Below are 26110 nucleotides of genomic sequence, written 5' to 3' on the forward strand. Positions count from 1 at the left end.
CGCCGCGCGCCCGACCAGATCCGCGAGTGTCATCGTCACGCGCCCTCTCCCCGCTTCCGGCCGGTCCGCCGCGTCAGGGCAGCCCGCTCCCGCCGGCCGCGCCGTAGACCTGACCGGTGGCGAAGCTGCCATCCGCGGCCGCGAGCTGCACGTAGATGCCGCACAATTCGGCCGGCTGGCCCGGCCGCCCGAGCGGCGTCTGCCCGCCGAAGCGCTCCAGCTTCTCCGGCGCGGCACCTCCCGTCACCTGCAGCGGCGTCCAGATCGGCCCCGGCGCCACGCCGTTCACCCGGATGCCCTTCGGCCCGAGCTGCTTGGCGAGCGAGCGCACGAAGTTGGTCGTGGCCGCCTTGGTCTGCGCGTAGTCGTACAGGTCGGGCGTCGGGTCGGTGGCCTGCTCGGAGGTGGTGGCGATGATGCTCGCGCCGGGCTTCAGGTGGGGCAGGGCGGCCTTGATGAGCCAGAACGGCGCGTAGATGTTCGTCTTCATCGTCCAGTCGAACTGCTCGCTGGTGATGTCGAGGATCGAGGCGTGGGCCTGCTGGCGCGCCGCGTTGCTCACCAGGATGTCGAGCCCGCCGAGCCCCTGCACCGCGCGGGCGACGAGATCCGTGCAGTAGCGTTCGTCGCGCAGATCGCCCGGGATCGCGACGCCCGTCCGGCCCGCATCCCTGATCAGCGCCAGCACCTCGCGCGCATCCGCCTCCTCGTCGGGCAGGTAGGCGATGGCGACGTCGGCGCCCTCGCGCGCGAACGCGATGGCGGCGGCTCGCCCCATGCCCGAATCACCCCCAGTGATCAGCGCCTTGCGGCCCAGGAGCCGTCCCGCGCCGCGGTAGCTCTCCTCGCCGTGGTCCGGCCGCGGCTCCATCCGGCCCGCGAGGCCGGGCCAGGGCTGCGACTGCCGCCGGAAGGGCGGCCGTGGATACTTGGTCGTCGGGTCGGTGAGGGGCTGGGCGGCCGGGCCGGGAGCGGCGGAGGCCGGCCCGGCCGCGGCCGCCGCCGCGAGCCCGCCGCCCACGCCGGCGACGATCTGGCGGCGGGAGAGGGCGCTCTGCTCGTTCGAATCCATACGATGATCGTTCCTGCGTGGCGTCGGGTGCGGCTGGCGGGAGTTCAGGTCTTGCTCGTGCCGCGCGCGGGCGGCGTCGGGGCATCCTCCGTCCGGTCCGCCTCCGGCGGATCGGCCTCGACGCCGCTGCCGTGGCGGCTGCGCGCGACCGGCTCGGCCGCCGGATCGGTGCCGTCGGCGACGCCGCTGCGCTCCTGGCGTTCGAGCGGGTTGATGGGTTTCCTGTCCTCGACCGAGTGCGTCTTCTGGGCCATGGGTACCTCCTACGGGTATGTCGCGGAGGCGACGCCCCGGCGCCCGGAATGTTTCGGGCCGCGGTCATTCGGACGCAGGCGGCACCGGCCGCGCGGCGTCCCGCTGCAACTCTTCCGGCACGAGCGTCGCCGCCTTCTGGCGCGCGACGAGGTCCGGAAGGCCGACCGGCCGGTAGTCCCAGGCATCCACGCCGACGTCGCAGGAGCGGCGCGTGTCCGGCAGCGTGCCGTGGGTGTGCCCGTAGAGGTGGCGCGTGCCCCGCCACAGGCCCGGCCAAGCGCGGTGGGCATAGTGGGCGAGGAAGAGGCGGCACTCTGCGCCCGCCCCGTCCGCCACCCGGATCCGGGCGCTCTCGACGGGCGGATCGGCCCAGGGCAGGCCCAGCACGCGGTTGGTGTCGTGGTTGCAGCGCACCAGCCGCTTGGTGCCGTTGAGCCGCGAGAAAATCTCGCGGCAGCGCAGCCGGCTCGCCCCGGCGGCGAAGTCGCCGAGGTGCCAGACCTCGTCGTTCGCCGACACCGTCTCGTTCCAGAGGCGGATCAGCGCCTCGTCATGCGCCTCCAGGCCGGCGAAGTGCGCGGCGCGCTGGCGCAGGACGTGGGCATCGCCGAAATGTGTGTCGGCGGTGAAGTAGGTCGCCATGCCGGCCGCGACGCGCGGCGGTCCGTGCGGCTAGCGGCCGGCCTCGCCCTCGTCCAGGAAGGCCTGCACCGCCCGGAAGAGGTCGAGGCGGTTGCGCTCCATGATGATGGTGTGGGTGCCCTCGCCGAGTTCCACCATGCGCTTCGTCGGCGCGTTGACGAGGAGCGGAAACAGGGTCTGGCGCATATAGGCGGGCGTATCGCGGTCCCATTCCGCCGCGACGAGCAGCACCGGCACGGTGATCCGGGCCGGATCGTAGACGGGCTTGCCCGCGTTCCAGAACTCGGCCGTGTCGGCCACGGTGCCGTTCGGCGCGCGCAGGAGCGGCGGATCGGACTTCCCGCTCTCCGGATCGCTCGCCCAGGTGGCGTCCGCCCATTGCTCGAACCACCCGGCCGGGATCAGGCCCGCCTTCTTGTCCTCCGGCACGCCGTTGAGCCAGCGCTCCCGCGCCTGGTCCTTGCGCACGGTGCGGTAGGCCGGGATCGGCCCGGGGCCGGTCTGGACGAGGCTCGGCGTGGTGCGGATCCATTGCGGCGCGTAGAGGACGAGGCGCGCCACCTTGTCCGGGTTCTGCGTCGTGTAGGTCGCCATGATGGTCGTGCCCCACGACCATCCGATCAGGGTCAGCCGCTCGATGTTGCGGCGCTTGAGGATCGCCTCGACGGCGCTGCCGACGTCCTTCGCGGCGGTCTCGGTGCGGGCGATCGGCGGGTTCGCCTCCGGCCGCTCGGCCATCGCGGGCGGCCGGGTCGAGCGCCCGTAGCCGCGCACGTCCACGAGGTAGACGTCGTAGCCGCGCGCCGCGATGTACTCCATCCACGACTGGCCGCCGAGCGGCAGGTCGAAGGCGGTCTCGGCCGGGTAGGTCGAGCCGTGGACGAACAGCACGGTGCGCTCGGGCCGGAAGGTGGTCATGTCGGCCGGTCGCTTGTTGCGCACGTAGAGCGACAGGCCCGGCTCGCCGGCCGGCACCATCATCTCCTCGGTCACGAGCCGTGGCCCGGCCCTCGGCGCTCCGGTTTCCTGCGCTCCTGCGCCCGGCGCTCCCGCGAGAAGGACCGCCCCGAATGCGGCCCCGCGGGCGAGCGATCGCGTCCAGCCCATGTGCACCCAGCCCAAGTGCATCCAGCCCATGTGCGTCCTCCCTGTCGTCGTTGCGGGGTAATGTCGGGCTGCGGCGCGCCCCGGCAAGCGGCCGAGCGGCGCCGGGCCGCCGATCGGCCTCGCAGGCCGCCAATCGGCATTGGACAGGGACGGTCCGCGCCAGCATGATCCGCCCCGCGCGGCGAGGCGCCCGCGCCCGTCCGGGGAGGGGCCGGCAGCGGCCGGCGAGCCCTGCCGCGACGGTCCTGCGTTCGGGACCGGAACGGCGCAGGGCTCCGGATCCCCACCATCGAGCCGCCGCCGAGGACCCGCGCCCATGACGCCCTTCACGTTCCAGACCTGCCCCAACATCCTGTTCGAGGCCGGGGCCTCGGCGAAGCTGCCCGAGATCGTCGGGGCGCTCGGCGCCCGGCGGGTCCTGCTCGTGACCGACCGCGGCGTGCGCGGGGCGGGGCTGACCGCGCGGGCGGAGGCGGCGCTGGCGCAGGCCGGGATGCATCTCGGCGTGTTCGACGACGTGGCGGCCGACCCGCCCGCCGCGGTGATCGAGGCCGCCACCGCCCAGGCGCGGGCACAGGAATGCGACCTCGTCCTGTCGATCGGCGGCGGTTCGGCCCTCGATACGGCGAAGCTCGTCGCCTACCTCGCGCGCAGCCACGACCGGCTGGACGACATCTACGGCGTCGGCCTCGCCACGGGGCCGCGCCTGCCCCTCGTCCTGGTGCCGACCACCGCCGGCACCGGCTCCGAGGTGACGCCGATCTCGATCGTGACGACGCCGACGAGCGAGAAGAAGGGCGTGGTCTCGCCCCGCCTCCTGCCCGACTGGGCGGTGCTCGACCCCGAACTCACCCTCGGCCTGCCGCCCGCCGTCACGGCGGCGACGGGCATCGACGCGATGGTGCACGCCATCGAGGCCTATACCAGCCGCCACCGCAAGAACCCGATCTCCGACCAGCTCGCCCGGCAGGCGCTGGCGCTGCTCGCCGGCCACATCCGCACCGCCTGCCGGGACGGAGGCGATGTCGAGGCCCGGGCCGGGATGCTGCTCGGCTCGATGCTCGCCGGCATGGCCTTCGCGAACGCCCCCGTGGCGGCGGTGCACGCGCTCGCCTATCCGATCGGCGCGCTCTTCCACGTGCCCCACGGCCTCTCGAACGCCCTCGTGCTGATGGGCGTGATGCGCTTCAACCTGCCGGAGGCCGCGGGCCTCTACGCCGAGCTCGCGCCGCTCCTCGATCCTGCGGCGGCCGGGCTGCCGCCGGCCGCCGGCCGCTTCGTCGCGGCGCTCGACGCGCTGTGCCGCGACTGCGCGGTGCCGGCCTCCCTGGCGGCGGTCGGGATCGGCGAGGCGGACCTGCCGCGGCTCGCCGCGGACGCGATGAAGCAGACGCGCCTCCTCGTGAACAACCCGCGCGAGGTCACCTTCGCGGACGCCTTCGCGATCTACTCGGAGGCCCTCGACGGCCGCACCCGGCCGGTGCCCGCGGACGCGGGGTGAGGCCCGCATAACCCGCGCTTAGGGCTTTGCCGCTAGGCCTGGGGCCAGCGCCGTGGCGGGCTCCCCCGAGTGACCATCGTCCTCACCTTCATCTGCAATGCGGGCTTCAACCTGCTGCTCGGCCTCGTGGTGGCGGGCGTGCTCGGGCCGGAGGAGTACGGGCGGTTCGCAGTCGCGGCGACGGCGGCCGTCCTCGTCTGCACGGCCCTGTTCGACTGGCTGCGCCTGTCCACGACGCGGTTCTCGGGCGATGCGGCGAACCCCGCCTCGTCCTCCCTCAAGGCGAGCCTGGAGGCCGGCTACGGCGGCATCGCCCTGGCGATCCTGTGCCTCGCCCTCGTCCTGCACGGCCTCGGGATCGGCGTGGCGGGCGTGCCGGTCGTCCTCGTCGCCGTCACGGCGGTGGCGAACGCGCGCTTCGAGTTCCGGGCCGCCGAGGCGCGGGCCCTGTTTCGCGACCGGACCTATCTCTGGCTGGTCGCCTCGAAAAACAGCCTCGCGCTGGTCCTGGGCGTGGCCGCGGCGGCCTGCCTCGGGAGCGCGGCCTGGGTGATCGCCGTGATGGCGCTGTGCACGGTGCTGGCCACCCTGACGGTGCGGGCCTCGCTCGACCGCCACCCGGCCCCTCTCGCGCAGGCGCGGCGGTCCGAGGTCGCGACCTTCGCCCGCTACGGCCTGCCGATCGTCGGGGCGAACCTCGTCTATCAGGCGATTCTCCTGACCAACCGCAGCCTCGGGGTGGACGCGTTCGGCCTCGCGGCGGCCGGCCAGCTCTCGCTCGCCACCGACCTGACGATCCGGCTGCTCGTCTCGGTCGGGGCGGCGCTCGACGTCTTCCTGTTCCAGCTCGCGCTGCGGCGCCGCGCCGAGTCCGGGGAGGCGGCGGGCCACCGGCAGGTGGCCACCAACATGCTGGTCGTCGGCGCGGTGCTGTGCTTCCTCGGCACCGCCTACGTCGTCGCCATGCCGGCCCTGCAGGCGCTCTTCATCCCGGCGGCCTATCGCGGCGCCTTCGGCGACCTCAGCATCATCCTGGTGCCCGGCACGGTCGCGTTCTGCTTCGCGCAGTTCGGCCTCAACCCGATCTTCCAGCTCTCCGGCCGCACCGGCATCCTGATCGGCAGCGCCGTGGCGGCGCTCGCGGTGGACGCCGCCCTGGTCTGGCTCGTGCTGCCCCGGGCGGGGATCGAGGGCCTCGCCGTCGCGCATGCCGGCGGCCTGCTCGCGGGCGCCCTCGCGGCGGGATGGGCGGCCGCGCGGGCCAGGGCCTGCTGGCCACCCGCGCGCGACGCGCTGGCCGTGCTGGCCGCCACCGCCGCCATGGCCGGAGCGACGTGGCCGCTGCGCTCCCTGGAGACGCCCTGGCTGGCGCTGATCGGCACCGGCCTCCTCGGCACCCTGGTCTATGGCGGCCTGCTCGTCGGCCTCAACGCGGGCGGGCTGCGCGACGCGCTGCAGCGGCGCATGGCCCGGCCCGGCACGGTCGGGCCGGCGCGCGGCCCGGAGATGGAGGCGCGCTGAGTCCGGGCCGGTGCCCGACGGTGCCTCGCCGCGCGCCCGCGCGGCCCTCAGCCGGCCGCCTGCGGCGGATGCAGGCGCGGCGCCGGCCGGGTGAAGGTGCGCCGTCCCCGCTTCAGGCCGAACAGGACCGGGCTGACGGCGCAGACCGCCTCGGCTGGGTCGGCGGCGTCGAGGACCACGAGGTCGGCCGGCCGGCCCGGGGCGATGCCGTAATCGGACAGGCGCATCAGCCGCGCGGAGGAGTCCGTGATGAGGTCGAGGCAGCGGGCAAGGTCCGCGGGCGCCGCCACCTGCGCCACGTTGGCGTAGAGATTCGCCATCCGCACCAGCGAGCAGTCGCCGTAGGGCGTGAAGGGGTTGAGCACGTTGTTGGTCGAGATCGAGCAGGTCACCCCGAGGGCGGCGAGGCGGTGGGCATGCGTCACGCCGCGCGGCACGTTGTGGTCGTGCTCGCGGCCGAGCAGGAAGAGGTCGGTGGCGGGCAGCACCGTGACGGCGACGCCGGCTCCCGCGAGGCGCCGGGCCGCCGCCTCGAAGGCCTTCGGCGGCAGGGCCGAGAGCTTGGTGACGTGGCCGATCGCCACCCGCCCGCCGTAGCCGTGCGCCTCCGTCTGGCGGCAGACCTCGTCGAGGCGCAGCCACGACGGGTCCAAGTCGAAATCGAGGTGGAAGTCGATGTCGACGCCGTAGCGCCGCGCCAGGGCGAAGATGCGCGCCACGTGCCCGTCGGCGTCGCGGTCGGTGTAGGGCACGCCGCCGATCAGGTCCGCGCCCGCGTCGAGGGCCGCCACCAGCACCTCCTCGCAGCCGGGATCGTCCAGCAGCCCCTCCTGCGGGAAGACGCAGAGGTCGAGGTCCACCGCCCAGGCGTAGTCGGCCTTGAGGCGTTGGAGCGCCCGGAAACTCGTCAGGCCGATGCGGGGATCGACCTCCACGTGGGTGCGGATGCGCGTGGTGCCGTGGCCGATCGCCCGTTCCAGCGCCGTGCGGGCGCGGGCGTACACGTCCTCCTCGGTGAAGTCGCGCTTGGCCCGCGCCACCGCGGCCAGCGCCTCCTGCAGCGTGCCGCCGCCGCACTCGCAGCGGCCGAGCAGGCAGGCCTTGTCGAGGTGGAGATGGGTCTCGACGAAACCCGGCACGACGAGCCGCCCGCCCAGATCCTCCGGCGGGCACTCCGCCCGCAGGCCCGGCTCCACGGCGACGAAGCGCCCGGCGCGCACCGCGATGTCGACCGTCTCGTGCGGCCGTCCGGGCAGGCGGGCATTGGTGAACAGGTGATCGAGGCTCATCGGCGTCAGGCGGTCGTGGGCAGCATCATTCGCCGAAGTGGATACCGGTTCGGCGCTAGAAATGATGCAAAAACAACAAGATAGACGGAGCCGCTCAGGCGGCTCCGCTCAGCGCGAGAGGATGCGCTCGGCGCTGTCGTTCCAGACCTCCTGCGAGACGATGACGCCGCCGCGGATCACGAAGCGGTCGACGTAGCGGTTGCCCTCGAAGGGCGTGCCGTCCGGCCACTCGCCGTAGAGGGTGCCGAGGTTGTAGACGACCGTCTCCTCGGGCCCCGGCACCACGTCGTTGCGCAGGATGCGCTTCTTCACCCAGCGGTAGCGCGCCGCGTTGAAGGCCGTGGCCTCGCCCGGATGCCCGAACAGCCGTCCGCCCGTGAACACGATGCGCACGTCCGGCGCCATGAAGGCCGCCGCGGCGACCGGGTCGGGGCGCATCGAGGCCTCCAGAAAGGCATCGACGATCCGGGCCGCCTCGGCGGCCTCGTGCGCGGGGTCGTAGGATCTCGGGCTGGCGAGCGGCTGGGTCATCGGCGCCTCCTGGGGCAGAGGATAGAGCGGGCTGCCGCGAGATTGTATACCGTTTTATGGGCAGATCGTGCCCGAACGCTGAGCAGTCGCGGTCCGTCGCCGGACCAGCGCGGAATCCCTTCTCCCGTGCGGGAGAAGGGTAGGGATGAGGGTCCCGGGAGGGAGCCGCAGTGAAGCGCAGAACGTGGTGAGGGGAGCGGAACGGGTCAGGGTTAAACTCTAACCATCGTGCTGGCAGCGGCAGCGTTCCGCCTACCTGCGCCACCCTCCCGGGACGCTCACGCGGGATCTTCGATCCCCTGCCCCTCTCCCGCACGGGAGAGGGGATCCCCGCGCTCCAAATATCTGACCACGCGCCCCAGCCGCACCCACGGATCGTATACGCTTGGCACGAAACCTGCTGCGCGGCTCGCATGACCGCGCTCGCCTCGCTCCCCCGTGCCTCCGATCCCCCGGCCGCGCTCCCGCGCGCCAAGGCGATCGAGCTGGAGGATGCCGCTGTCACCTTCGGGCGGGGCGCCGCGGCGGTGGCGGCGCTGGCGCCGACGACGCTCGACATCCGCGCGGGCGAGTTCCTGGCCCTCGTCGGGCCCTCCGGCTGCGGCAAGTCCACGATCCTGAGGCTCGCCGCCGGGCTGATCCAGCCCAGCCGCGGGGCGGTGATCGTCGGTGGGCGCGAGGCGGGCGCGAAGGCGCTGCGCATCGGCATGGCGTTCCAGAACCCGACCATGCTCCCGTGGCTCACCATCGAGCGCAACGTGATGCTGCCGCTGCGGATCGTGGAGCCCTTTCGCTCCCAGTTCCGGGCCAAGCGGCGCACGGCCTTTCGCGACCGCGCCCACGCGCTGCTCGATCAGGTCGGGCTCAAGGGATTCGCCGGCAGTTACCCCTGGCAATTGTCCGGCGGCATGCTGCAGCGGGCCAACCTGTGCCGGGCGCTGATCCACGAGCCGCAGCTCCTGCTGCTCGACGAGCCGTTCGGAGCCCTCGACCAGTTCACCCGCGAGGAATTGTGGGGTGTCTTGCAGGACCTCTGGATCGACCGGCAGCCCACCGTGCTCCTCGTGACGCACGACCTGCGCGAGGCGGGCTACCTCGCCAGCCGCATCTGCGTGATGAGCGCGCGGCCCGGCCGCATCCTCGACGACTCGCCCGTCGCCTTTCCGCGCCCGCGCACGGTCGCGATGACCTACGAGCCGGATTTCGTCGCCCTCAACCACCGCCTGCGCGATCTCATCGTGAGCGCGCGCGCCGGGAGCGCCTGACATGGACCGGTTGCGCCAGCGCCTGTTCGCGGTCCTGCTGATCGTCGGCTTCTTCGCCGCCTGGGAGGTGCTGTGCGTCGCCCTCGGCATCTCGGACCTTGTTTTGCCGCGCCCGAGCCAGATCCTCGCGACGCTGGTCGCCCGCGCGCCCGTGCTGTGGCCGCACATGCTCCAGACCCTCGGGACCACGATGCTCGGCTTCGCGCTCGGCGTCCTCACCGGTCTGCTGATCGGGGCGGTGATCGGCGTGTCGCGGCTGGCCTACGACACCGCCTACCCGCTGCTGATCGGCTTCTCGTCGATCCCGAAGGTGGCGGTGGTGCCGATCTTCGTCCTGTGGTTCGGGTCGGGCACGGTGCCGGCGGTGCTCACCTCGCTCGTCATCTGCTTCTTCCCGATCGTCGTGAACATCGCCACCGGGCTCGCCACCACCGAGCCGGAGCTGGAGGACGTGCTCAAGGCGCTCGGCGCCTCGAAGCTCGACATCCTCTGGAATGTCGGCCTGCCGCGCACGATGCCGTTCTTCTTCGCCTCGCTGAAGGTGGCGGTGACCTACGCGTTCGTCGGCACCGTCCTGGCCGAGACCGTGGCGTCGAACCGCGGCATCGGCAACGTGATGATGGCCGCCTCCTCCAACTTCGACGTGCCGCTCGCCTTCGCGGGGCTGTTCATCCTCGCGGGGCTCGGCATCGCGCTCTACGCCGCCTTCTCGCTCGTCGAGGCGCGGGTGACCGGCTGGGCCACCCGCAAGCGCGAGATCGCCGTCTGACCCAGCACCGTCGCCGGAGCGGCGGCGAACACGATGCCGGAGACAAGCCAATCATGCGCCTGCGGGCGCGGATCACGGGAGTGCCGACGATGTTCATCCGCCTCGCCGCCACGCTGGCGCTGTGTCTCGCCGCGGGCACGGCCGTCGCGCAGACGACGGTCAAGTTCACCCTCGGCTGGAAGACGCAGGGGAGCGACGCCGCCTTCTTCCTCGCCCGCGACAAGGGCTACTTCAAGGAAGAAGGGCTGACCGTCGTGATCGACCAGGGCGAGGGCTCGGGCGCGACCGTGACCCGGATCATGGGCGGGGCCTACGACGCGGGCTTCGGCGACATCAACGCCATCATCCAGAACGCCGCGACCCGCCCCGCCGACGCGCCGGTGATGGTCTACCAGCTCTGGAATCAGCCGCCCTTCGCGATCGTCTCGAAGGCGTCGAGCGGCATCAAGACCCCGAAGGACCTTGAGGGCCGGACGGTGGGCGGCGCCCAGGGCACCCCCACCACCCGCATGCTGCCGGTCTTCGCCAAGACCAACGGGCTCGATCTCGCCAAGATCAAGCTCAGCAACATGGCGCCGAACCTGCAGGAGCCGATGCTCCTCCAGGGCCAGATCGACGCCGCGCTGGTCTTCAACATCACGAGCTACTTCAACCTCGTGTTGAACCGGCAGGATCCGGACAAGGATTTTTCCTGGATCAAGTTCGGCGATCACGGTCTCGACCTGTACTCGAACGGCGTGATGGTGTCGCAAAAACTCATCAAGGAGAACCCGAAGGCGGTGGCGGGCCTCGTGCGCGCCATCAACCGGGCGGTGATCGAGATCGGCCGCGACCAGGATCTCGGCATGGACGCCGTGGTGAAGTTCGACAACCTCGTCAACGCGACGGTGGAGAAACGCCGGCTGCAATACTCCTACGACACGCTCATCGTCTCGCCGGAGATGAAGGAGATCGGCGTCGGCGACCTCAAGGACGACCGCCTCGCGCGCGCCATCGGCCTCGTCGCGGCGGGCTACGACCTGCCGCGCCAGCCGGAGCTGGGCGCGGTCTTTTCCCGCCAGTTCCTTCCGCCGAAGGCCGAGCGGGAGCTGGTCTACGTGAAGAAGTAGGACGGAGGCCGACCGCAGCGCAGGGAACCCCTCTCCCGAGCGGGAGAGGGGCAGGGGTGAGGGTCCCGGGAGGGTGCCGCAAGAAGGCGGAACGGCGCCCGCTACCAGCACTGCCGTCCGAGCGTGAGCCGGAACCGTTCCGCTCCCCTCACCACCCGCTCAGCGTCACTGCGGCACCCTCCCGGGACCCTCATCCCTACCCTTCTCCCGCACGGGAGAAGGGATCCCGCGCTCCTCTTGCGACGGGAAGGATGGGACAGCGCGCTGAGCGAGGGGCTTCGCGCGTCGCCGTGACCGGCGCGTCCGCCAGGAGGCCGCCATGATCATCGCCGGTGACGCGCTCCTCGGCCCCAGCCTCGCCCACGCGCCGGGCGCCGCGCTGCGGATCGACGGTGACACGATCGCGGCGATCGACACGATCGCGGCGATCGACACGACCGCGGCGGCGGACGGTCCGCGCCGCCTCGTGATGCCGGCGCTGGTCAACGCGCACGACCACGCCCGGCCGCTTTCGCTGACCTCGTTCGGGGCGGCGTTCCTGCCGCTGGAGACGTGGCTGCCGCGCTCGATCCTGGCGACGCCGCCCGATCCCTACCTCGCTGCGGCGGCGCCGCTGGCGCGGGCGGCGCGGGCGGGCTGCGCCGCCGTGATGGTGCACTACACCCGCCCGAGCGGCGCGATGCCCCTCCTCGACGAGGCGCGCGAGGTGGCCCGGGCCGCCCGAGACGTCGGGGTGCGGCTCGCCTTCGCGCTCGCCGTGCGAGACAACCACCCGCTGGTCTACGGCCCGGAGGAGGACGTGCTGGGCGGCCTGCCGGCCGCGATCCGCCGCGAGATCGAGGCCGCCTTCCTGCGCCCGGCGATGCCGCCGGCGGACTACACCGCGCTCACGGAGGCCATCGCGGCGGCGATCGAGGGGCCGACCGTGTCGGTTCAGTTCGGGCCGGCCGGCGTGCAATGGTGCAGCCGCCCGTTGCTGGAGGCGATCGCCGAGCGCTCGGCCGCGACGGGCCGGCGCGTGCACATGCACCTCTTGGAGACGCGCTACCAGCGCGACTGGGCGCGGCGGGAGTTTTCGCAGGGGCTGGTGCCTTACCTGAAAGAGATCGGCCTGCTCTCGCCGCGCCTGACGCTGGCGCACGCGACCTACGCGGACGACGCCGAGCGGGCGATGATCGCGGAGGCCGGCGCGACGATCGTCACCAACTTCAGCTCGAACCTGCATCTGCGCTCCGGCCTCGGCCCGGTTCGGGAGGCGCGGGCGCAAGGGTGCCGGGTCTGCGTCGGCCTCGACGGCCTCGCCTTCGACGAGGACGACGACATGCTGAGGGAGATGCGGCTGGTCCAGGCGGTGCACGGCCCCTGGGGCTTCGACGGCCCGGACGACCGCCGCCGCTTCCTGATGGAGGCGGTGGCGGTCGGCCGCGCTGCGCTCGGCGCGCCGGGGGACGGGGCGCTGGCGCCCGGCGCGCCCGCCGACCTCCTCGTCCTCGACCTCGACGCTCTCGACCGCGACGCGATCCTGCCCGTCGCCCCCCTCGATCTCGTGTTCGCGCGCGCCACGGCGGCGCATGTGCGCGAGGTGGTGGTGGCGGGTCGGCGCATCGTCGCCGAGGGCCGCGTCACCGGCCTCGATCTGCCCGCCGCCGAGGCCGAGCTGCGGGCACGCTACCGCGCCAGCGTTCCGCACCACCCGCTGCTCCGGGCGTGGCCGCGTTATGAGGCGGCGCTGCGGGAGTGGTACGGGCGGCGGATCGGCTGCGGGTGAGGCGGTCGCATCGCCCGCACGAACCGGTCACGCGCCCGGCCGAGCGCCGGTGCGGGCAGGCGGCGCCGGACGAGGCCCTAGCCCGATCAGCCTTGCCGTCGTTCGAACCGGAACGGCCGGTGGCCTTCCACGGATTCCTGCATGTCGACCGTCCACAGGCCGCCGTCGTCGCCGTGCAGGGTGAAGAGCAGCGCGCAGGAGATCCGTTCCTTCCCGGCGCGGTCGCGGACGTCGATCTCGTCGAGCCACCACGGCTCCTGCGCGCTGCCGCACGCCTTGCGCCTGTCCACGAAGGTGTCGAGATAGGCCGACGCCGCCTCCCGCAGGGCCGGGAGGGCGCGGGCCACCATCGCCGCCACGGCAGCCTGGGCGCGGCTCGGCGCGCCCTCCTCGTCGCTCACATACACGCGGACATGGCCGATCTGCCCGACCCACCCGCCGGATTCCAGGCGGACGTAGCGCAGGGTCTCCTTCGCAACCGCTTCCTGCGTCACGGACGATCCGTCCTCACTCTCATCGGGGACCCCCAAGACGGTGCACATGCGGTCAAGCCGGCGGGTCGAGGTCCTGATCGTCGGTGTAGCGCCGCAAAATATCCGACAGATCCGTGCTCTTCGGGGTGGGCGCGATCAGCGCGCGGGCGACCACGCCCGAGAGGTGAGCGTCCATCACCGCCACCGCGCGGGCGGCGTCGCCCGCCTCCAGGGCCGCGATGATCTCCCGGTGCTCGTTCACCCCGCATTCCGAGGAATGCGGGCGGCTGTAGAGGGTCAGCGTCAAGCCGCAGCGCCACACCACCTCGCCGACGTAGCGCGCCAGCACCTCGCTGCCGGTCATCTCGGCGAGCATCACGTGGAACTCGGTGGCGAGGCGCACGGAATGCGGCTCGTTCACGCCCCGCGCCCCGTCCTCGCGCGCGGCGTGCTCCTTGAGGCGCGCGACCTGATCGGGGGTGAGACGCCCGGCGAGGCGCTCGACGACGAGGCGTTCGAGGGCGAGGCGGATGGCGAAGATGTCGCCCGCCTCCTCCCAGCTCGGGCGCGCGACGCTCGCCCCGCGGTTGCGCCGGATCTCGACCAGCCCCTCCGCCGCGAGCTGCCGCAGGGCGGTGCGCACGATGGTGCGGCTGACGCCGAAATTCGCCCCGATCGCGTCCTCGGGCAGCTTCGCGCCGGGCTTGAGCGCCTGCTCGATGATCGCCCGGCGCAGGGCCGCATAGATCGCCGTGCCCCGGTCGGCCGGCGCCGGGGGGCGCGACCCCGCGAGACGAACGATCTTGGCCGAGGCCGGGTTCTTGGCAGAAGGCGTGATCTTGGCGGGGCGCGGGGCGCGGGTCATGCGGAGGGCCGGGGAGGGGCGGGGTGCGTCCCTCCAGGCTCGGGCATTCCGGGCCGTCTGTATAGAGCCCGGCCGCTACTCCTTCACCGCGCCCGTCATGGCCGAGACGTAGTGCTCGACGAAGAACGAGTAGAGGATCACGAGCGGTAGCGAGCCCACCAGCGCGCCCGCCATCAGCGAGCCCCAGCGGTAGATGTCGCCGTCCACGAACTCGCTCACCACCGCCACCGGCACGGTCTTGTTCGGGGTCGAGGACAGGAAGGTGAGCGCGTAGATGAACTCGTTCCAGCACAGCGTCAGCGAAAAGATGCCGGCCGAGATCAGGCCCGGCACCGCGAGCGGCAGGATGATCTTGGTCAGGATCTGCCAGCGCCCGGCCCCGTCGATGAGCGCGCACTCCTCCAGCTCGTAGGGAATCGTCTTGAAGTAGCCCATCAGGAGCCAAGTGGAGAACGGGATCAGGATGGTCGGGTAGACGAGGATCAGCGCGAGCGGCGAGTCGAACAGCCCGTAGGCCTGGATGATGGTGGCGAGCGGGATGAACAGGATCGAGGGCGGCACGAGGTAGGCGAGGAAGATCGCGCCGCCGACGAGCGCCGCGCCCCTGTAGCGGATGCGCACGATCGCGTAGGCGGCGAGCACGCTGGCGAACAGCGACAGGATGGTCGCCGCCACCGAGACGAACATCGTGTTCCAGAGCCAGACCGGGTACTGCGTCTCGAACAGCAGCTTCGAGATGTGCTTGAGCGTGGGGGACACCACCCAGAACGGGTTGTAGGTGTCCATGTCGATGAGCTGCTCGTCCGGTTTGATGGCGGTGAGCGCCATCCAGTAGAACGGGAAGAGCAGCACCACCAGGATGACGATGAGGGGCAGGTAGACCGTCACGATGCGGCGCGGCAGCGTGTCGAGATAGGCCATGCCCTCGGAGTGGTCGGCGGTCGTGTCGGCCATCTGCGCGCTCCTCAGCCGGATTGCCATTTGCGGTTCTGCAGGCCGAACCACGAGATCATGATCGCCAGCATCAGGAAGGGCACCATCGCGGTGGCGATCGCCGCGCCCTCGCCGAGGCTGCCCGAGAGGATGCCGCGCTGGTAGGACAGCGTCGCCATCAGGTGCGTGGCGTTCACCGGCCCGCCGCGGGTCATGGCCCAGATCAGCTGGAAGTCCGTGAAGGTGAACAGCACCGAGAAGGTCATCACCACCGCGATGATCGGGGTCAGGAGCGGGAAGGTGATGTGGCGGAAGTTCTGCCAGGGCGTGGCGCCGTCGATGGTGGCGGCCTCGTAGAGCGAGGGCGAGACGGTCTGCAGCCCGGCGAGCAGCGTGATCGCGATGAAGGGCACCCCGCGCCAGATGTTGGCGAAGATCACGCAGGTGCGCGCCCAGGTGGGATCGCCCAGGAAGTCGATGTTGTGGTCGAGCAGGCCGAGATGGCGCAGCGACCACGAGATGATCGAGAACTGGCTGTCGAAGATCCACCAGAAGGCGAGCGCCGAGAGCACGGTCGGCACGACGAAGGGGATCAGCACGATCGAGCGGATCAGCGCCTTGAACGGCAGCCGCTTGTTGAGCAGCAGCGCGAGGTAGAGGCCGATGCCGAACTTCGCCACCGAGGCGATGGTGGTGTAGAGCAGCGTGTTGAACACCGAGAGCCAGAAGACGCTGTCGTCCCACAGCCACTCGTAGTTCTCCAGGCCCACGAAGGCGCCGCCCCGGCCGATGCGGGTGTCCGTGAAGGACAGCCAGATCCCCTTCACCAGCGGGAAGGCCAGGAACAGCAGCAGGATCAGCGCCGCCGGCATCATGAACCACAGGCCGAGCCAGCCGCGGCTGGTGCGCAGGCGGCCCCAGGTGGAGGCGCCCTCGCGGCTGGCAGCCGCCGGGCGGTCGAGGGCGATGTCGGCCATGCGGGCCTCCTTCAACGAGCGGGCGGATTCTTCGACGAGCTTGGCGCAGGGAACCCCTCTCCCGTGCGGGAGAGGGGCAGGGGTGAGGGTCCCGGGAGGGTGCAGCAAGTAGACGGGACGGTATCGGCGACCAGCACTACCGGCCGGAGTGAGTTCTGAACCGTCCCGCTCCCCTCACCACGCCCTGTGTTTCACTGCGGCTCCCTCCCGGGACCCTCATCCCTACCCTTCTCCCGCACGGGAGAAGGGATCCCGCGCTTCACGAGATCAGGACGAGCGGAAGATGCGCTGGGCCTGCCGCTCCGCGGTGCGGATGGCGCCCTTCGCGTCGTCGCGTCCGGTGCAGTAGGCGGCGAACATGTCGATGACGACGAAGTCGGCCAGCACCGCCGCCACCTTCTCGCTCACCGGCGCGAGGCCGCCCGCCGCCAGCGTGCGGGTTGAGGCCTCGCGAAACACCTTGTTCTTGGGGTCCGCCGTCCAGATCGGGTTGTTGGCGTAGGCGTTGAGCGGGTGGCAGAGGTAGCCCTGCGAGGCCTCCAGCCACGCGTTGTAGTTCTGCGCTTCCAGCGCGAAGGCCATGAAGGCTTTGCAGGCGTTCGGGGCCTTCGTGTAGGTGTAGGCCAGGATCGGGAAGGCGAGCTGGAACTCGGTCGGCTTACCGGACTTGCCGACCGGATAGACCGCGTGGTCCATGTCCTCGGCGATGTCCTTCCGCTCGGTCTTCGCCGTGGCGTAGATCGAGATGCCGTTGTTGGTCAGGTGCAGGTCGCCGGACAGAAAAGCCTTGTTGTTGGACGAGTCGTTCCACGAGACGGTGCCGGGAATGAACGTCTGGTAGAGGTTCTTGACGTATTCCAGCGCCTTGGCGGTCTCAGGACTGTTGATGATGATCTTCTCGTTGGCGTCGACCAGGTAGGCGTCGTGCGACCACAGCGCCCAGTGCGCCCAGGAATTGCCGTCGCCGGTGGCGTGGCCGAGCGCGAAACCGCACGGCGTGTTGTTCTTCTTCATCGCCCGGCACAGTTCGAGGAAGCCGTCGAGGTCCTCCGGCACCTTGTCGAACCCGGCCTTCTTCACCGAGGAGATGCGGTAGTTGATGTAGCCGCCGTTGAAGGCCATCGGGATCGCGATCCACTTGCCCTTCACCTTGCCGTAGGCCTCGGCCGCCGGCACCCAGCCGCCGTACTTCTTGCCGAGGTAGTCGGCCACGTCGCCGACTTCGAGGCACTTCGACGGAAAAAGCGCCGGGAAGGAGTAGAGGCCCCAGACCATGTCCGGCCCCTGGCCGGTATTGGCCGCCACCGACGCCTTGGGCTGGATGTCGTCGAAGGACTCGCTCGTGACGCTCACCGGCACGCCGGTCGCCTTGGTGAAGGCGTCCACGAGCCGCATGAAGGCCTCGTCCTCGGAGGGGATGAAGCGCTTCCAGCGCAGGAGCTTGAGCGAGGCCCCGGCCTCCGGCTTCCACTGGTTCTCCTGCGCCCAGGCGCGGGCGAAGCCGTCGAGGCCGGCGGCGGAGGCGAGGCCAAGCGCGGCGCCTCCCTTCAGGATCGAACGGCGGTCGAACGAGGTCATCTGGCGTAACTCCCGGATCGTGGGTCGGTGTCGGCGGGGGCTTCGCGCGCCCCTCTGCGGGTGTCGCGAGGGGCACGAGCCCCTCTTCGGAGAACGGATCGGACGGGCCGGTTCGTCCGGCCCGGCGCTCAGCTCAGGCGGCGGCCGCTCTCGGCATCGAAGAGGTGCACGAGGCCCGGATCCGCGGTGATCGCGATGCGCTCGCCCGGCTTGGCCGAGATGCGGTCGCGGAAGACGCAGGCCATGTCGCGCCCGAGATCCTTCACGAGGTCGGTCCCGGCGCTCTCGCCGGGCGGGCGCACCAGCACCAGCGTCTCGGAGCCGGTGGGCTCCACCACCGCCACCTCCACCGGCACGCCGCCCTCCGCGAGGCGCACGTGCTCGGGCCGCAGGCCGTAGACGGCGCGCTGACCGTCCGCCGGGCGCGCCCCGCGGGTGGGCAGCGGCAGGGTGAGGCCGCCGTCGGTGCGGAAGGCGTTGCCGGTCACCTGGCCCTTCAGGAAGTTCATGGCCGGCGAGCCGATGAAGCCGGCCACGAACATGTTGTCGGGCCGGTCGTAGAGTTCGAGGGGCGCGCCGATCTGCTCGACGTTGCCGTCGTGCATCACCACGATCTTGTCGGCCATGGTCATGGCCTCGATCTGGTCGTGGGTGACGTAGACGGTGGTGGTGCGCAGGCGCTGGTGCAGCTCCTTGATCTCGGCGCGCATGGCCACGCGCAGCTTGGCGTCGAGGTTGGAGAGCGGCTCGTCGAACAGGAAGACCTGCGGGTCGCGCACGATGGCCCGCCCCATGGCGACGCGCTGGCGCTGCCCGCCCGAGAGCTGGCGCGGGTAGCGGTCGAGCAGCTTCTCCAGGCCGAGGATCGCGGCGGCGCGGTTCACCCGCGTGGCCGTCTCGTCCTTCGGCGCCTTCCTGAGCCTGAGCGAGAAGGCCATGTTGTCCCGCACGGTCATGTGCGGGTAGAGCGCGTAGTTCTGGAAGACCATCGCGATGTCGCGCTCCTTGGGCGGCACCGCGTTGACGACGCGCGAGCCGATCCGGATCTCGCCCGCCGTGATATTTTCCAGCCCCGCGATCATGCGCAGCAGGGTCGACTTCCCGCAGCCCGAGGGGCCGACGAGGATCACGAACTCTCCGTCCTGGATGTCGATCGAGACGCCGTGCAGGATCGGCGTCGTGCCGAAGGATTTCTGGACGTTCCTGATCTCGAGTCCGGCCATCGCGTCACCTCGCTGCGACCGCGGCCGCGCCGGGCCGGCCAGAAATCCGGAGAGGAGTGCAGAGAGGCTGTGGCAGCGCTGCCATCGATAGGCGGCCGTCCGTGCGGCGTCGGCTGCTGTCGCCGGGCGTCATCGCGTTTCCTTCCCTCTGGGCGGGCGGCTTGCCGCCTCTCCTCGTTCGGGGCCATCATCGGTTGACGCGGGCGCGAGATCAAGCGCCCCTGTCCTGCGCACATCGTCGGATGGGCGCAGGCGGGACGTTACGTTGGGAGAGTTACTTGAAATCCACAGACGTCATCATGCTGCGACCGATGATGCCGCTCATCACCGAGGCGCTCGATCGGCACTTCACCCTGCACCGGGCCGATCCGGCCGGGGACACCGACCGTTTCCTCGCCGAGATCGGTCCGCGGGCGCGGGGCATGGCGGTGAGCGGCGTGCGGGTGGACGGGGCGCTCCTCGACCGGCTGCCCAAGCTGGAGATCATCGCGAATTTCGGCGTGGGCTACGACACGATCGACGCGGCGGAGGCCGGCCGTCGGGGGATCGTCGTCACCAACACCCCGGACGTGCTCACCGACGAGGTGGCGGACCTCGCCATCGGCCTGCTGCTGGCCACGCTGCGGCAGATCCCGCAGGTCGACCGCTACCTGCGGGCGGGCCAATGGCTGGAAAAACCCTATCCGCTCACCGGCACCCTGCGCGGGCGGCGCATCGGCATCCTCGGGCTCGGGCGGATCGGGCGGGCCATCGCCCACCGGCTGGAGGCGTTCGGGGTCGAGATATCCTATCACGGCCGCTCGCGGCAGGCGGACGTGCCCTACGCCTATCACGCCACGCTCCTCGACCTCGCCCGTGCGGTCGACGTGCTGATGGTGGTGGCCCCGGGCGGTCCCGAGACGAAGGGCATCGTCAACCGGGAGGTGCTCCAGGCGCTCGGCCCCGAGGGGATTCTCATCAACGTGGCGCGCGGCACCCTCGTGGACGAGGAGGCGCTGATCGCGGCGCTCGCGGACGGCACGATCCAGAGCGCCGGCCTCGACGTCTTCGCGGACGAGCCGCGGGTGCCGGCGGGGCTGATCGCGCAGGAGCACACCGTGCTGCTGCCCCATGTCGGCTCGGCCTCGGTCCACACCCGCACCGCCATGGGGCAGCTCGTGGTGGACAACCTCGTGTCGTGGTTCTCCGGCAAGGGGCCCCGCACGCCGGTCGTGGAGACGCCCTGGCCGCGGACGAACCCGTGACCCGAGGGCGACCGGCTCTCGCGCTCGCCACGGGCCTCGCGCTCGCGGCGCTCGGCGGCGCGAGGCCCACCGCCGCGGCGCCCTCCGGCGCAGCGCCCGACCCGACCCGGCCGCGCAACGCGGCCGAGGCCGCGGGGGCCTGGGCGCTCTCCCTCGACGGGACGCCCCGGCGCTGCGTCGTCATGCTGGCGACCGACGCCACCGCCGGCCAGACCGTGCGCTTCCCGGCGGGCTGCCGCCGGGCGCTGCCGATCGTCGGCCGCCTGGCGCGCTGGCGGCTGGAGGACGGCGCGCTGCGCTTCCTCGACGAGGCGAACGCGCCGGTGCTGGATTTTCCCCTGCCGGAGACGCCCGGTCCGCTGAGCGCGGCCGCCACCTCCGGCGAGCGCTACGGGATCGCGCCGGAGGGACCGCGGGCCGCGCCCCCCGAGCCGCCGCCCGTGGTCCGGGCGGCGCTGCCGAAGGCCGAGCCCCGCCCGCCCGCGGCTCCGCCGCCGGAGGGGGTCGCGGGCGTCTACGCCCTCGATCGCTTCACCGAGAAGGACACCTGCCGGCTCGCCCTCGACGCCGGCTCCCTGCGGGTGCTCGACGGCTGCCGCGACCTCGGCCTCACGGTGTTCGATCCGGTGTCGTGGCGCTACGACGAGGGCCGCATCACCCTGTTCGCCCGGCGCGGCCACAGCGTCGGGCTGGTGCCGTTCGGGGACGGGCGCTGGCGCCGCGACCCGGAGACGGGCACCACCTTCGTGCTGCGCCGGGTCGCTCCCTGAGCTGCGGCCTCCTTCGCCGAAGGCGTGCCGCGTCGGCTCAGAGCGCCACCGGGTCCCGGTCGAGCCGGTCGTCGTCCGCCTCCTCGCGCGGGCGGCGGGCGCGGCGGCTGCCCCGCTCCACGAGCGAGCGGCCCAGCGCCCGGAACGGGGCGGTGAGGCGGCGCACGTCCTCGGCCCGTTCCATGAAGCGCTCGCCGTTGCGGATCTCGCGGTCGAGCCGGGCCATGGTGCGGGCGAGGGATGGATCGTCGTCCTCGAACCACGTCTCCATCGTGCGCGCGAAGGCGATCACCACGCCCTGCAGCTTCACGCGCCCGAGCGGCCCCTCGGTGCTGATGCCGGCCGCCGCCAGCATGAAGCGCTGCGAGTTGAGGGCGACGCCGTTCAGCGCCGCGAGCGAGAGCGGATCGGTGCGCAGCGCGAAGGCGATCCGGCGCAGCGCCGTCTTGTAGGGCGCCATCGCGTCGAGGCGGCGCATCAGCACGTCGAACAGCCGCTCGCGCGGCGGTTCGTCGGCGAGGTCGTCGGTGGTGCCGGCCAGCACCGCCTTGTCCATCATGCGGGCAAAGCCGCCGAGCACCGCGCCCTTCGACGGGAAGAGGTCGCGGAACTCCGACAGGCTGACCCCCGCCTCGCGGGCGATGTCGGTGATCTCGATGTCGTGCCAGGGCTGCTCGGCGGCGAGCCGCATCAGCGCCTCGACGATCGCCTCCCGCGGCGGGCGGGCGGCCGGGCTCGTCCGATCCTCGGTCCCGGGATCCTCGGTTCTGGGCTTGCGGGCCATGGGGTGCTCCGGTGCGGGCTCGTCCTGCGATTCCATGCCCCGGATGTAGGCACTCCGCCGGCTTTCGGCAGGGCGGTGCGGCGGGCTGTCCGAGGACGGGCCGTCAGCCCGACAGCTCGGCCGATCGGCGCCGGGCCGCCTCCACCGCCTCGCGCAGGAGATCGGGCAGGCCGCCCTCCGCCATCAGCACGCCGAGCGCCGCCGCGGTGGTGCCGCCCGGCGAGGTCACGTTGCGCCGCAGGGTCTCGGCGTCGAGCGGGCTCTCGGCCAGGAGGGCGCCCGCCCCTGCCACGGTCTGCCGGGCGAGGCGCGCGGCGATCTCGGGCGGCAGCCCGGCGGCGGCGCCCGCCGCGGCCAGCGCCTCGGCGAGCAGGAAGACGTAGGCCGGCCCCGAGCCCGACACCGCCGTCACGGCGTCGATCAGCCCCTCGTCGGCGATCCACTCCACGAGGCCGATCCCTGACAGGAGCGCGTCGGCCACGCGGCGCTGGCGCGCGTCGGTCTCGGGGCTCGCCGCCGCGCCGGTGGCGCCCCGGCCGATGCTGGCCGGGAGATTGGGCATCGCCCGCACCACGGCGCGGGCCTGCGGCAGGCGCGCCTTGAGGTTCGCGATGGTCTTGCCGGCCAGCACCGAGATCACGAGGGTGTCGGGGCCGGCGAGCGCTGCCACCGAATCCGCCGCCGCGTCGAGCCCCTGCGGCTTGATGGCGAGGACCAGCGCCTCCGGCGGATCGAGCCGCGCCGGATTGAGGGCGATGCCGCGCGCCGCGCAGAGAGCGGCCATGTCGGGCGAGGCCCCGGGATCCACGACCGCGATGCGCGCGCCGTCGAGACCCCCGGCGAGCCAGCCCTCCAGCATGGCGCCGCCCATCTTGCCGGCACCGACGAGGACGAGGGAGGCGGGAAGGTCTGTGGCGGTCATCGGGGCACCGTACGAAGCGCAGGCAGTGCGGGCAGCGGCCTGTCTACGCCTCGCCCTCGGTCTCGAACAGCACGGCGTCGAGCGCCTCGCGGGCGGACTTGCCGGCCCAGATCACGAACTGGAAGGCCTGGAAGTAGCGCTCGCAGGCGTCGATGGCCGATTTCAGCATCATCTCGCACTGCCGGTGGGTCGGCTCGGCGCCGCCGGTGAGCAGCAGGGAGTGGCGGAACATCACCACGTCCTCGCCGCTCCACAGGTCGAAATGCCCGACCCAGAGCTGCTCGTTCACGAGCGAGACGAGCTGCAGCACCTCGGTGCGGCGGCGGACCGGCACCTTCAGGTCGAAGGCTGAGGCGACGTGCAGGGCCTCGACGTCCTCGATCCACGTGTAGGCGACATGGTACTCGGTCCACTTGCCCGCCACCGCCACGGACATCTCGTCGGTCTCGGCCCGATCGAAGATCCAGTCGTGCAGGGAGGCGAGACGTTCGACGACATCGAGCGGATGCTCGGCGCGCTCGAGGTCGTCGATGTGCAGTTGGGTCATGTCGATCCGGTTCTTGGCTCGTCCGAGCGGGGGGAGGATGCGTCACGGGACGCGGGTACGGCGTCGTGGTCAAAGCAGATCGCAATACCGGCACGTATTGACCCGCAGGCGATGAGCTTAGGCGTTCGACTTCTCTCCCCAAGGCGGCGGCGAATCAGTGCTCCGGTCACTATAGCCCGGGCGACTCGCGGGACTCAAAGCGAAAACCCCGGGGGATGCGGGCCGCGGGGGCGCCATCCACCGAAGCTTCCTGTGAATAAGCCGGGCGGGCTGCAGGGTCAGGCGGTGGACGCGCCGCTGCGGCCGCGCGTGCCGGCCTTGGGCTCTGCCGTCTTGGTTTCGCCGAGCTTGGCCTCCAGCGCGTCGACGCGGGCCGTGAGCGCGTCGTTCTGGCCGCGCAGGGCCGTCACGAGGTCGCGCAGCACCTCGACCTCCTCGCGCGAGGCGACGTCCATGTCGCGCATGAAGCGCTCGGCCTGCGCGCGCATCAGGGTCTCGGCCTCGCGGCGCACGCCCTGGGCGGCACCGGCCGCATCCGTCATCAGGCGGGCGAAGTCGTCGAGCAAGCGGTTCTGGGTCTGCACGGTCGTCTCCTCGTCTCGAAGGATCGCCCGCAGATGGGAGGCGCGCGCGATGCCTGCAATCCGGCCGTCCCGAATCGCCCGGACCGCACCCGAACATTGCGGTTCTTTTTCGGCCGCGGTCCCCGGAAACACTCCGAAGCAAATCCCCGGCTTCAAGGCGGGCGGGACCTCGGGCATAAGGATGTCTGTGACCGGAACCCCCCACATCCTGCTCGTCGAGGACGACCGCGAGATCAGCCAGCTCGTGGCCCGCTACCTGCGTGGCAACGACCTGCGCGTCTCGCTCGCCGGGGACGGCCGCGAGATGGACCGGCTGATGGCCGATGCCCGCATCGACCTGATCGTCCTCGACCTGATGCTGCCCGGCGAGGACGGCCTGAGCATCTGCCGGCGGCTGCGCGCGCAATCGGGCGTGCCGATCCTGATGCTCACCGCCAAGGGCGAGGAGATCGACCGCATCGTCGGGCTGGAGATCGGGGCGGACGACTACCTCGCCAAGCCCTTCAACCCGCGCGAGCTCCTGGCGCGGATCAGGGCCGTGCTGCGCCGCGGCGCCGGGACGGAGCGGGAGGATGACGGGGCGCGCCGCCTCGCCTTCGCGGGCTACGTGCTCGACCCCGCCCTGCGCCAGCTCCTCAACCCGGACGGTGCCCAGGTGGCGCTGACCGCCGCCGAGTTCGACCTCCTGCACGCGATGGGCCTGCGCCCGGGCCGGGTGCTCTCGCGCGACCAGCTCCTCGACCTGACCCAGGGGCGGGCGCCGGGGCCGTTCGAGCGCAGCATCGATGTTCTGATCAGCCGCATCCGGCAGAAGATCGAGCGCGACCCGCGCAATCCGGAGATGATCAGGACCATCCGCTCGGGCGGCTACGTCTTCACGCCCGCCGTGACCCGGGCGTGAGACCGCGCGGATGAGCCTGCGCGGCCGCATTCGTCTGCCGCGGCGCATCGCCGGCCAGATCGCCATCCTGGTGGTCGCCGCCATCGTCGCCACCCACGTCGCCCTCACCCTCGCCTTCCTGCTGCTGCGCCCGGACATCCGGCGGGTCGAGGACCGGCCCGGCGCGCTCGCCAACCGCCTCGCCACGGTGATCCGGATGGTGGCGGCCGCGAGCCCGGGCGAGCGCCCCGCCCTGCTGGCGGCGGCCGGCCAGGGGAGCGCCGGTCCGCGCTTCGCCCTGCTCACCCCGGGGCAGGCTCCCGCGGGCGCTACGGCGCCCGACGGCGTGGTGGTGCCCGGCGGTGCGCCTCACCCCGGGCAGGAGGTGGAGGAACTGCGCCGGGTGCTGGGGCCGGACTGGACGGTCGAGGGGTTCGGGCGCGCGGGCGAGGGGGACGACCGCCCGGCCCGCCTCGTCGTCCGGGGCGAGAGCCTCGCGCTCGCCGCCGACCTGCCGCCCCGGCCGGACCGCCCGCCGCCGCTCACCGGCGCCATCCTGGGCACGCTGCTCTTCCTCGCCCTGTCGCTCACCCTCCTGTCGGTCTGGGCCGCCCGGGCGCTGACGGCGCCGCTCGCGCGCCTCGCCGGTGCGGCGGAGGCCTTCGGCACCGGCATGGACCTCGCGCCGCTGCCCGAGAAGGGCCCCGAGGAGGTGCTGGCGGTGAGCCGCGCCCTCGACCGGATGCGCCGGCGGGTCAAGGGCCTGATCGACGACCGCACCCACATGCTGGCGGCGATCAGCCACGACCTGCGCACGCCGATCACCCGCCTGCGCCTGCGCGCCGAATTTCTGGAGGACGAGGGGCTCCGGGCGCAGTTCCTGCGCGACCTCGACCAGATGAACGCCCTGGTGGAGGCCGCCCTCTCGTTCGTCCGCGACGGGCGCACCCGCGAGGGGCTGGCGCTCATCGACCTCGCCTCCCTGGTCCAGACCGTCTGCGACGGCTTCGCGGATGTCGGCGAGGCGGTGCGGGCCGAGGCTCTCCGTCCGGCCCTGGTGCGGGGCGCCCCCGATGAGTTGCAGCGCGCCCTCACCAACCTGATCGAGAACGCCGTCAAGTACGGCGGCAGCGCCGCGGTGCGCCTCCAGGTCGCTCTGCACGAGGTCGCCGTCGAGGTGCTGGACGAGGGACCGGGCATTCCGGAGGGCGAGCAGGCCGCGATGCTGGAGCCCTTCGTGCGCGGCGACCGCGCCCGGACGGAGGCCGGCGGCTTCGGCCTCGGCCTGTCGATCGCGAGCGCGATCGCGCAGGGCCACGGCGGGCGCCTCACCCTGGCGAACCGCCATCCGCGCGGCCTCGCGGCCCGCCTCGCGCTCCCCCGCGCCGCGGCCGCCCCGCCGGGGCGGGCGGCCTGATTCGGCGGAGAGCCGCACAAAGCGGTTCGTCCCCGGGCCGCAGGTGCTCTGGAGCAGTGCCCGATCGCGTGGCGATCGGGCACT

26 protein-coding genes are annotated in these 26110 nt (G+C 72.2%); 10 read left to right on the forward strand and 16 right to left on the reverse strand.

Annotation, left to right across the window (positions count from 1 at the left end; all coding sequences use genetic code 11):
• Nucleotides 1–73: 73 nt before the first annotated feature.
• The 4 genes from ACKUB9_RS07420 to ACKUB9_RS07435 all read right to left on the reverse strand — a co-directional run bounded on the left by ACKUB9_RS07420 (nt 74) and on the right by ACKUB9_RS07435 (nt 2962).
• Entirely contained in the window at nt 74–1072 is a 999-nt protein-coding gene (locus tag ACKUB9_RS07420; protein WP_407519650.1) for an SDR family oxidoreductase, read from the reverse strand.
• 44 nt (nt 1073–1116) lie between these two features.
• Entirely contained in the window at nt 1117–1326 is a 210-nt protein-coding gene (locus tag ACKUB9_RS07425; protein WP_407519649.1) for a hypothetical protein, read from the reverse strand.
• Between the two features lie 64 nt (nt 1327–1390).
• Nucleotides 1391–1969 carry a metallophosphoesterase gene (locus tag ACKUB9_RS07430; RefSeq protein WP_407519648.1) on the reverse strand — a complete coding sequence of 193 codons (579 nt, stop codon included), beginning with the start codon at nt 1967–1969 and terminating at the stop codon, nt 1391–1393.
• Nucleotides 1970–1999: 30 nt separating this feature from the next.
• On the reverse strand, nt 2000–2962 hold the full coding sequence (locus tag ACKUB9_RS07435) for an alpha/beta hydrolase (RefSeq protein ID WP_407519647.1): 963 nt from the start codon (nt 2960–2962) through the stop codon (nt 2000–2002).
• 430 nt (nt 2963–3392) lie between these two features.
• Between ACKUB9_RS07435 and ACKUB9_RS07440 the strand changes: the two genes are divergently transcribed.
• Both ACKUB9_RS07440 and ACKUB9_RS07445 read left to right on the forward strand, forming a co-directional pair.
• A complete protein-coding gene (locus ACKUB9_RS07440) occupies nt 3393–4577 on the forward strand; it encodes an iron-containing alcohol dehydrogenase (protein ID WP_407519646.1) in 1185 nt (394 codons plus the stop codon).
• A 69-nt stretch (nt 4578–4646) separates the two neighbouring features.
• Complete coding sequence (locus tag ACKUB9_RS07445) at nt 4647–6098, forward strand: polysaccharide biosynthesis protein (protein WP_407519645.1); 1452 nt, start codon at nt 4647–4649, stop codon at nt 6096–6098.
• Nucleotides 6099–6145: 47 nt separating this feature from the next.
• Here ACKUB9_RS07445 and ACKUB9_RS07450 read toward each other — a convergent pair whose 3' ends face one another.
• Complete coding sequence (locus ACKUB9_RS07450; protein WP_407519644.1) at nt 6146–7387, reverse strand: amidohydrolase family protein; 1242 nt, start codon at nt 7385–7387, stop codon at nt 6146–6148.
• A gap of 108 nt (nt 7388–7495) precedes the next feature.
• Nucleotides 7496–7825, reverse strand: coding sequence for a nuclear transport factor 2 family protein (locus ACKUB9_RS07455; RefSeq protein ID WP_407519795.1), 330 nt, complete (start codon nt 7823–7825; stop codon nt 7496–7498).
• 506 nt (nt 7826–8331) lie between these two features.
• Between ACKUB9_RS07455 and ACKUB9_RS07460 the strand changes: the two genes are divergently transcribed.
• From ACKUB9_RS07460 to ACKUB9_RS07475, 4 genes are all read left to right on the forward strand, one after another.
• Nucleotides 8332–9183, forward strand: a complete 852-nt coding sequence (locus tag ACKUB9_RS07460) for an ABC transporter ATP-binding protein (RefSeq protein WP_407519643.1) — start codon at nt 8332–8334, stop codon at nt 9181–9183.
• A 1-nt stretch (nt 9184) separates the two neighbouring features.
• Complete coding sequence (locus ACKUB9_RS07465) at nt 9185–9952, forward strand: ABC transporter permease (protein WP_407519642.1); 768 nt, start codon at nt 9185–9187, stop codon at nt 9950–9952.
• Between the two features lie 53 nt (nt 9953–10005).
• On the forward strand, nt 10006–11061 hold the full coding sequence (locus ACKUB9_RS07470) for an ABC transporter substrate-binding protein (RefSeq protein WP_407519641.1): 1056 nt from the start codon (nt 10006–10008) through the stop codon (nt 11059–11061).
• Between the two features lie 319 nt (nt 11062–11380).
• Nucleotides 11381–12829 (forward strand): amidohydrolase family protein, encoded by a 1449-nt coding sequence (locus ACKUB9_RS07475; protein ID WP_407519640.1) that lies wholly within the window; start codon nt 11381–11383, stop codon nt 12827–12829.
• A gap of 86 nt (nt 12830–12915) precedes the next feature.
• Here the strand turns inward: ACKUB9_RS07475 and ACKUB9_RS07480 are convergent, their stop codons facing one another.
• The 6 genes from ACKUB9_RS07480 to ACKUB9_RS07505 all read right to left on the reverse strand — a co-directional run bounded on the left by ACKUB9_RS07480 (nt 12916) and on the right by ACKUB9_RS07505 (nt 18878).
• A complete protein-coding gene (locus tag ACKUB9_RS07480) occupies nt 12916–13323 on the reverse strand; it encodes a hypothetical protein (RefSeq protein ID WP_407519639.1) in 408 nt (135 codons plus the stop codon).
• A gap of 52 nt (nt 13324–13375) precedes the next feature.
• Complete coding sequence (locus ACKUB9_RS07485; protein ID WP_407519638.1) at nt 13376–14167, reverse strand: GntR family transcriptional regulator; 792 nt, start codon at nt 14165–14167, stop codon at nt 13376–13378.
• 75 nt (nt 14168–14242) lie between these two features.
• Nucleotides 14243–15121, reverse strand: a complete 879-nt coding sequence (locus tag ACKUB9_RS07490) for a carbohydrate ABC transporter permease (protein WP_407519637.1) — start codon at nt 15119–15121, stop codon at nt 14243–14245.
• A gap of 11 nt (nt 15122–15132) precedes the next feature.
• Complete coding sequence (locus ACKUB9_RS07495; protein WP_407519635.1) at nt 15133–16077, reverse strand: carbohydrate ABC transporter permease; 945 nt, start codon at nt 16075–16077, stop codon at nt 15133–15135.
• A gap of 267 nt (nt 16078–16344) precedes the next feature.
• Complete coding sequence (locus ACKUB9_RS07500; protein ID WP_407519634.1) at nt 16345–17655, reverse strand: ABC transporter substrate-binding protein; 1311 nt, start codon at nt 17653–17655, stop codon at nt 16345–16347.
• 128 nt (nt 17656–17783) lie between these two features.
• A complete protein-coding gene (locus ACKUB9_RS07505) occupies nt 17784–18878 on the reverse strand; it encodes an ABC transporter ATP-binding protein (protein ID WP_407519633.1) in 1095 nt (364 codons plus the stop codon).
• Between the two features lie 299 nt (nt 18879–19177).
• Here ACKUB9_RS07505 and ACKUB9_RS07510 point away from each other — a divergent pair, with 299 nt between their 5' ends.
• Entirely contained in the window at nt 19178–20122 is a 945-nt protein-coding gene (locus ACKUB9_RS07510; RefSeq protein WP_407519794.1) for a 2-hydroxyacid dehydrogenase, read from the forward strand.
• Nucleotides 20119–20892, forward strand: coding sequence for an AprI/Inh family metalloprotease inhibitor (locus ACKUB9_RS07515; protein ID WP_407519632.1), 774 nt, complete (start codon nt 20119–20121; stop codon nt 20890–20892). The genes ACKUB9_RS07510 and ACKUB9_RS07515 overlap by 4 nt, the downstream gene beginning before the upstream one ends.
• Before the next feature lie 37 nt (nt 20893–20929).
• Here the strand turns inward: ACKUB9_RS07515 and ACKUB9_RS07520 are convergent, their stop codons facing one another.
• The 4 genes from ACKUB9_RS07520 to ACKUB9_RS07535 form a co-directional block, all read right to left on the reverse strand.
• Entirely contained in the window at nt 20930–21676 is a 747-nt protein-coding gene (locus ACKUB9_RS07520) for a TetR/AcrR family transcriptional regulator (RefSeq protein ID WP_407519631.1), read from the reverse strand.
• 103 nt (nt 21677–21779) lie between these two features.
• On the reverse strand, nt 21780–22598 hold the full coding sequence (proC, locus tag ACKUB9_RS07525) for a pyrroline-5-carboxylate reductase (protein WP_407519630.1): 819 nt from the start codon (nt 22596–22598) through the stop codon (nt 21780–21782).
• A gap of 43 nt (nt 22599–22641) precedes the next feature.
• Nucleotides 22642–23145, reverse strand: a complete 504-nt coding sequence (locus ACKUB9_RS07530) for a type III secretion system chaperone family protein (protein ID WP_407519629.1) — start codon at nt 23143–23145, stop codon at nt 22642–22644.
• Between the two features lie 278 nt (nt 23146–23423).
• Nucleotides 23424–23729: an accessory factor UbiK family protein gene (locus ACKUB9_RS07535; protein WP_407519628.1), complete on the reverse strand. Its 306-nt coding sequence runs from the start codon at nt 23727–23729 to the stop codon at nt 23424–23426.
• 181 nt (nt 23730–23910) lie between these two features.
• Here ACKUB9_RS07535 and ACKUB9_RS07540 point away from each other — a divergent pair, with 181 nt between their 5' ends.
• Together ACKUB9_RS07540 and ACKUB9_RS07545 are read left to right on the forward strand one after the other, a co-directional pair.
• Nucleotides 23911–24630 (forward strand): response regulator, encoded by a 720-nt coding sequence (locus ACKUB9_RS07540; protein ID WP_407519627.1) that lies wholly within the window; start codon nt 23911–23913, stop codon nt 24628–24630.
• A gap of 16 nt (nt 24631–24646) precedes the next feature.
• Nucleotides 24647–26026 carry an ATP-binding protein gene (locus ACKUB9_RS07545; protein ID WP_407519793.1) on the forward strand — a complete coding sequence of 460 codons (1380 nt, stop codon included), beginning with the start codon at nt 24647–24649 and terminating at the stop codon, nt 26024–26026.
• Nucleotides 26027–26110 lie beyond the last annotated feature (84 nt).

The sequence above is a fragment of the Methylobacterium oryzisoli genome (assembly GCF_046557895.1).
Classification (GTDB): domain Bacteria; phylum Pseudomonadota; class Alphaproteobacteria; order Rhizobiales; family Beijerinckiaceae; genus Methylobacterium; species Methylobacterium oryzisoli.

Coding starts and splice junctions, on each gene's coding strand:
- ACKUB9_RS07430 (WP_407519648.1), bottom strand. CDS start 1,969: ATGGCGACCTACTTCACCGCCGACACACATTTCGGCGATGCCCACGTC.
- ACKUB9_RS07420 (WP_407519650.1), bottom strand. CDS start 1,072: ATGGATTCGAACGAGCAGAGCGCCCTCTCCCGCCGCCAGATCGTCGCC.
- ACKUB9_RS07475 (WP_407519640.1), top strand. CDS start 11,381: ATGATCATCGCCGGTGACGCGCTCCTCGGCCCCAGCCTCGCCCACGCG.
- proC (WP_407519630.1), bottom strand. CDS start 22,598: ATGACCGCCACAGACCTTCCCGCCTCCCTCGTCCTCGTCGGTGCCGGC.
- ACKUB9_RS07490 (WP_407519637.1), bottom strand. CDS start 15,121: ATGGCCGACACGACCGCCGACCACTCCGAGGGCATGGCCTATCTCGAC.
- ACKUB9_RS07440 (WP_407519646.1), top strand. CDS start 3,393: ATGACGCCCTTCACGTTCCAGACCTGCCCCAACATCCTGTTCGAGGCC.
- ACKUB9_RS07540 (WP_407519627.1), top strand. CDS start 23,911: ATGTCTGTGACCGGAACCCCCCACATCCTGCTCGTCGAGGACGACCGC.
- ACKUB9_RS07530 (WP_407519629.1), bottom strand. CDS start 23,145: ATGACCCAACTGCACATCGACGACCTCGAGCGCGCCGAGCATCCGCTC.
- ACKUB9_RS07510 (WP_407519794.1), top strand. CDS start 19,178: ATGCTGCGACCGATGATGCCGCTCATCACCGAGGCGCTCGATCGGCAC.
- ACKUB9_RS07425 (WP_407519649.1), bottom strand. CDS start 1,326: ATGGCCCAGAAGACGCACTCGGTCGAGGACAGGAAACCCATCAACCCG.
- ACKUB9_RS07470 (WP_407519641.1), top strand. CDS start 10,006: ATGCGCCTGCGGGCGCGGATCACGGGAGTGCCGACGATGTTCATCCGC.
- ACKUB9_RS07520 (WP_407519631.1), bottom strand. CDS start 21,676: ATGGCCCGCAAGCCCAGAACCGAGGATCCCGGGACCGAGGATCGGACG.
- ACKUB9_RS07455 (WP_407519795.1), bottom strand. CDS start 7,825: ATGCGCCCCGACCCGGTCGCCGCGGCGGCCTTCATGGCGCCGGACGTG.
- ACKUB9_RS07450 (WP_407519644.1), bottom strand. CDS start 7,387: ATGAGCCTCGATCACCTGTTCACCAATGCCCGCCTGCCCGGACGGCCG.
- ACKUB9_RS07460 (WP_407519643.1), top strand. CDS start 8,332: ATGACCGCGCTCGCCTCGCTCCCCCGTGCCTCCGATCCCCCGGCCGCG.
- ACKUB9_RS07505 (WP_407519633.1), bottom strand. CDS start 18,878: ATGGCCGGACTCGAGATCAGGAACGTCCAGAAATCCTTCGGCACGACG.
- ACKUB9_RS07485 (WP_407519638.1), bottom strand. CDS start 14,167: ATGACCCGCGCCCCGCGCCCCGCCAAGATCACGCCTTCTGCCAAGAAC.
- ACKUB9_RS07495 (WP_407519635.1), bottom strand. CDS start 16,077: ATGGCCGACATCGCCCTCGACCGCCCGGCGGCTGCCAGCCGCGAGGGC.
- ACKUB9_RS07465 (WP_407519642.1), top strand. CDS start 9,185: ATGGACCGGTTGCGCCAGCGCCTGTTCGCGGTCCTGCTGATCGTCGGC.
- ACKUB9_RS07500 (WP_407519634.1), bottom strand. CDS start 17,655: ATGACCTCGTTCGACCGCCGTTCGATCCTGAAGGGAGGCGCCGCGCTT.